At 46.5% G+C, this 5781-nt stretch carries 6 protein-coding genes; 3 read left to right on the top strand and 3 right to left on the bottom strand.

The genetic code is table 11. The features are described 5' to 3' along the window. Nucleotides 1-311 precede the first annotated feature (311 nt). On the top strand, nucleotides 312-854 hold the full coding sequence (locus OEM52_13415) for a gamma carbonic anhydrase family protein (protein MDK9701134.1): 543 nt from the start codon (nucleotides 312-314) through the stop codon (nucleotides 852-854). A 51-nt stretch (nucleotides 855-905) separates the two neighbouring features. On the opposite strand, the gene OEM52_13420 is transcribed toward OEM52_13415, so the two are convergent. After that, nucleotides 906-2417, bottom strand: a complete 1512-nt coding sequence (locus OEM52_13420; GenBank protein MDK9701135.1) for an aminotransferase class V-fold PLP-dependent enzyme — start codon at nucleotides 2415-2417, stop codon at nucleotides 906-908. A gap of 140 nt (nucleotides 2418-2557) precedes the next feature. Beyond that, a complete protein-coding gene (locus tag OEM52_13425; protein MDK9701136.1) occupies nucleotides 2558-3055 on the bottom strand; it encodes an HIT domain-containing protein in 498 nt (165 codons plus the stop codon). 330 nt (nucleotides 3056-3385) lie between these two features. Here OEM52_13425 and OEM52_13430 point away from each other — a divergent pair, with 330 nt between their 5' ends. Together OEM52_13430 and OEM52_13435 are read left to right on the top strand one after the other, a co-directional pair. Next, complete coding sequence (locus OEM52_13430) at nucleotides 3386-3751, top strand: hypothetical protein (protein MDK9701137.1); 366 nt, start codon at nucleotides 3386-3388, stop codon at nucleotides 3749-3751. Between the two features lie 51 nt (nucleotides 3752-3802). Next, nucleotides 3803-5395, top strand: a complete 1593-nt coding sequence (locus OEM52_13435) for a T9SS type A sorting domain-containing protein (protein ID MDK9701138.1) — start codon at nucleotides 3803-3805, stop codon at nucleotides 5393-5395. Between the two features lie 85 nt (nucleotides 5396-5480). Here the strand turns inward: OEM52_13435 and OEM52_13440 are convergent. Then, the coding region (locus OEM52_13440) for a hypothetical protein (GenBank protein MDK9701139.1) at nucleotides 5481-5781 on the bottom strand (301 nt) is incomplete at its 5' end.

Here is a 5781-nt window from a genome sequence, read left to right on the forward strand (position 1 = left end):
AGGCCTGTACGCGGGCTAAAGCCCGCGGCTACCAGCTTGAAGTATGAATAGCAAGATAGCCTCAAGTAGTTTTCCCATAAGCACCTACAAGGAGAGTATAGCATACGCACCTTGTATTCGTGAGTGAACACGAGACTCTCCGGTATTTGGTAGGCTGGGGTAAGGGCGAACCTTGTGTTCGCCCAATCATTTGGACAGACAAGAGTGTCTGTCCTACGGGAGTAGTTTACTGACATCTTCATTCCACGAACGACGTTTTGCGACAGAAGAAAATATTCGGTAATTTCTGCTGTATAAACAATAGGTGCGTAATGGCAAAGCAAGTGGAAATTCCTTCTCCTCTTATCATATCACTGGGTGAATATTCACCGGAAATCCATGAATCGGCATGGATTGCACCCAATGCCGTTGTGGTTGGTCGAGTGAAAATCGGTGCGCATAGTTCGGTCTGGTTCAATGTTACGATTCGTGGCGATGTCGACGACATCACCATCGGGGAGCGTTCCAACATCCAAGATGGAACGGTCATTCACGTCGATAAGGATTTCCCCACAACCATCGGAGACAATGTCACAGTGGGACACAATGCAATCCTACACGGTTGTACCGTGGAAGACGAAGCGTTAATCGGAATCGGGTCGATTGTTTTGAATGGCGCGGTGATCCAAAAGAAAGCAATGGTAGGCGCGGGAGCAGTCGTACCACCTGGTATGATTGTTCCGAGTGGTAGTGTTGTGATGGGGATGCCAGCAAAAGTAAAGCGTGAGTTAACCGAGGAAGAAAAAGCTCATCTATGGGATAACGCGGATCACTATGTACAAAACGCAATCCGTTTCCACGACGAGTTACAATAGATCGTGTAGCACATGTTTAGATAAATGGGCGTCAACGACGCCCATTTCTGTTTAGTTTTGACTTTTATATTGCCAAGTATTGTGGCTTTCTTCGTACTCATACTCAGATTCCAAGGACTTCCCTTCCTTAGCGACAAAATCTACTGCTTCGAGCAATATCTGAAAGTCCTCTTCGGTAACCGTCGCTCCCAGCGAAATTCTCACCCATCCCGGTTTTGCTGCACTCCGTCCATGATCGAGCAGATCGCGGATAAACTTGCTATGCATCTCATCGATGTGGAGCAATTCATGACCGTAGGGACCAGCACACATGCAACCACCGCGGACTTGAATACCGTATCGGTCGTTCAACAGCGCCACTGCAAGCTCGTGGTGTATTCCTTTAAAGATAACCGATACTATACCCAACCGCTTCGTATCGAGTCTACCTAACAGTATTAAGTTCGGATTTCCTTGCCAACGATTGATCGCTCGTTTTAAATAATCGCTTTCGATTGCTTCAATCCGCGCAATCCCGATTCGTTCTTTCAAATCGAAAACTAAACCGGCTTGGATCGATTGCATGATTGGGGGAGTACCGCCAGTTTCTCGCGAAGTAATATCTGGCAGATAGCGATGATCCCACGGTGAAGTGTACAAAACTGTACCGCCGCCCGGTTCGATGGGAGTTGTGTTTTGAAAAAGCGCCCGGTTGGCAATCAATAAACCGGGAGTGCGTGGTCCGCCGATGCATTTATGGGTCGAGATAAAAACCGCATCTTTCGCTGACTCCTCGTCGGGATGCATATCGATGGCAACATGCGGCGCGGCAGCGGCATAATCGAAAAAGGCGAAGGCACCATATCGATGCAACACCCGGGCGATTGCGGTCGTGTCGTTTCGGATTCCTGTCACATTGGAGGCGGCACTGAACGTTCCAATAATCATCCGCGTACCGGCATGTTTCTTAAGCAGCTCTTCCAAATGGTTGAGGTCGAGCGTACCGTCCGGTTGGAATGCCACATATTCTAAATCGGCGATGGTTTCCCGCCACGCGATATCATTGGAATGATGTTCCATTAAAGAACGCATCACAAGTGGACGTTTCTGCAAATTGGCGAATTCTGATTTACACCAGTCGGGCATTCGTAATCCAAGAACATGGATCAAACGGTTAATCGCACCAGTTGAACCACAGCCGACGGGAATCAGGATGTCGTCGTCGGTTGCGTTTACGTAGTGTGCGATTTTCTGGAAGGCATTGTGATAATACCCGGTGATGATGCGGGCGGTTGCGCTTGTTTCGCTATGCGTATTCGCCATGTACGGCAACGCATTCTCGTTCAACTCCTCTTCAATGTCTTTATGAAACCGGCCGGAGGCGGTAAAGTCGAAGTACTTGATTTTTTGCTCGCCGAACGGAGTTTGAATTTTCCCATCGCAGCCGATGACGCGGGATTGCACATGGTTACGAAATGCCATTTCGTCAGCAGTTGTGGTGGCATGGTAGGGCTTGAGCGGATGATGCTGGGTTAGTGAAACTAACCTGCCGGATGGGAAAAGAAAGGGTGTGTAACTATCCATTCGGAAACCTCTGAGCTGTGCGAGTGCAATATAGAAAACCGAACCGGAAAGAGAAAGGCAATCGGCATCGGATTGAGAAGAATCCGCTTCTTCGCACCACGATGCTCAAGATATCATGCAACCGGTTATAAAAGGCGTTGCTACTTGTGATCGATTTGCTCGAATTGCGGTTTTAGATCGTGGTAGGCGGCTTCCAACGAATCGCTGATGACCCGTGTGCTGCTGAGTACCGGCATGAAATTCGTGTCCCCCGCCCATCTTGGCACGACATGGTAATGCAAATGGTCGGCAATACCTGCTCCGGCGATTCGACCGATGTTCATCCCGATATTGAAACCCTGCGGCTTTGCGGTATTAGATAATGCATCACAGGCAGCGGCAAGCAAGTGTCCCAACTCAATGTGTTCATCGGTGGAGAGCAAATTCATCGCTGCGATATGGCGATAGGGAACGACCATCATGTGACCGTTGGTGTAGGGGAACTTGTTCAACATGACGAATGCGAGCTTCCCCCGATAGAGAATAAGATTCGCTTCGTCGGTTGTTTCGGCGGTGATGCGGCAGAACAAGCACCCATCGCAAAGCTCGCTCGCCGATTTGATATACGCCATCCGCCACGGCGCCCAGAGTCGTTCCATGTCACCCTCTTCACAAGTAAACAATGATAACGAAAAAAAGTGCGAAAAGAAACGGCATTACTGCTCCGAAACCAGCTATCACAACGATACTTGGGGGTAGTTTAGCAATCTCTGAAGTAAGTGATCTAATCAAAAAAATTATTGGAAGAGGAAAAAGTACTTTGATTTTACGATGTGTGTTGGTAATTTGTATGAGTACAGTAAACTAATATATTGAAATATAGTGATATATAAGAAGGATGAATTATACTTGACTTCAATGTTTTTTTGTGGAGTAGCTTTCTCTTAAGCAAACGATTCGCGTTTGCATCCACCACGGAAAGGAGAAGAATGATGAAACAATCACTGTTACTCTTATTTGGAGTACTGCTTCTGGGTTTGAGTTCTACTGCATTTGCGCAACCAATTCGTGAGTTTGATTTACCCGCAAATGGGTCAAACTATTGGATTGAAACTTTGAGTGCTGGCGATTATTACATTAAAGCTGATCCCAGTGTGGTTTTGTTTCCAAATACTGCGATGACAAAATGGACTTGCCGCGAAAATGGTCAAGCAACTACTATTTTCGCTGATATTCCCATTTATAAACCTACGCCATACGATTACTATTTTACTATCCCAACTGATGGCGACTATCGGTTTGATGGGAGGTCGCTTACAAATGATAATACTCGAACGAATTTATTTGCTCAATGATTATAAATTGGGTGAATAAAGAAGTCGTTTAACAGCGCTTGGGAGAGGGCGATGAAAAAGTTGATCGTAGGGTTGTTATTGCTTTTTGCGGGTATTAGCATTGCCCGGATTCGTTACGTTCCGCAAGAATTCCCTACGATCACCATCGCCGTTTCCACGTCTTTCCCGTTCGATACGGTTCTCATCACGAACGGTATTTATACCGATACCCTCAGTTTTTCGATTCCGATAACGATTGCTTCCAATTATTTATTGACAAACGATAGCACAGATATTGCCAATACTGTGTGGCAAGTCGAGCATCCACGCTATGCGATTTACTATCGACAGGGAATCTTACGGCTGGTTGGTATCACATTTCAAGCGATTGGTCCAGCTGTGCCGGAACGCGGCGTTCTCCATGCCGACACTTCCCGTGTCAAAATTGACAACTGCCGATTTTTTGGTGAATTTCTTATTGTAACTCCACAAAATGCAACAATATTGTGTTGGGGAACAGGCGATTTAGAGATTAATGATATCCGTGTTGTGAACGATCCTGGTTCGACTTTCTTTATCTGGGCACAAGCCGTTCGTTGGTTATCGTTAAGCAGATGTATTGTGCAGGGCGGTGGAGTGTCAGATCTCATTCATTCGATTTATGCCGTTTCAGATTCACTGCAAGTTTTGGATTGCAGCTTTGAAAATCGGAAACGGGTCTTATGGTTTGGAACAATTCACAAATACACTATCGAAAAAAACAGTTTTGTTGGCGTCGGTCCCGATGGTTTTCGATTTTTAGCTAACAATGCAATTCTGCAAAGTACAGTAAAGGATTGTTACTTCTCCGGTTCTGACTATAGTGACTCAAATTCGGTTATTCTCTCAATGCCCGGCCCGATGAATTGGGTTAATCCACCGCTCATCGAAGGTTGTACCTTTCAGAGGTTCAGTTTTCATCCCGGGAGGGCAAACCTTGCTCAGATCATTTATTCAACATCCGGTAATCCAATTCGGATACGAAAGTGTATTTTCCGTGAAAACAATATCACAGTTTCGCCGATGCTAGAAGTTAATGTAATTGGAACAATAGATTCCTGTCAATTCATTAACAATAATGCGCCGCTGGGAATATTGGACGGAGTACCAGTTGATCGCGACCCCCGGTTTGAGGCATGCGATTTTGTCGGCAATTCCAATCCCATCATTGTAGGAACAGCAGATAGTGTAATTGCTGATAACTGTTACTGGGGAGACCCGAGCGGACCGCATTGGTCGGGCAATCTTACTGGACAAGGGCAAGTACTATCACCGATGATCAATCCTTCGAATTGGCGAACGACACCAGTGTTTCCTATCAGTGCGATTGGCGAAACTCGACATCAAAGCAGTGTAACTGAGTATGCACTACTCCACTCCTATCCCAATCCCACCAATGGAAATGTGACTATTACCTATTCATTACCGCGTCCCGAGCGACAGACCAGACTCGAAGTAATCGATGTATTAGGTCGTAGCGTGTCACTCCTCTTCGATGGTTGTCTAACTGCCGGTGAGCATCGCTTCCAATGGAATCCGGTACGTATTTCCTCTGGTACTTACTACCTCCGGGCATCACAAACCACAACCCCCACTAAAACAACCGCGATTCAGTTTGTGAAGTAATACTCTCAGTCCAGTTTCATCGAAAAAATAAGGGGCGTAGTATTACGCCCCTTAACATCAAAAACAAATATGCAGTTACAACAGACTATTCGTCTTCGTCGGTCTTGCCGGCACGTTTCGCTGCGTAGGTCTCCTCGAGCTTCTTCTGGATGTCGCTCGGCACTTCTTCGTAGTGCGAGAACTTCACCCGGAAGACACCACGACCACCTGTCATCGAACGAAGTGTCGTTGAATACTTCGTGATTTCCGACTGTGGGATCTTTGCGCGAATTTGCTGGTACTGATTGATGGTGTCCATGCCCATAATCTTACCACGTCGAGAGGATAAATCGCCCATCACGTCGCCCATGTATGTTTCTGTACTTTCACTTCGAGATCGCAGATCG

The sequence above is a fragment of the bacterium genome (genome assembly GCA_030247525.1).
Taxonomy (GTDB): Bacteria; Electryoneota; JAOADG01; order JAOADG01; family JAOADG01; genus JAOTSC01.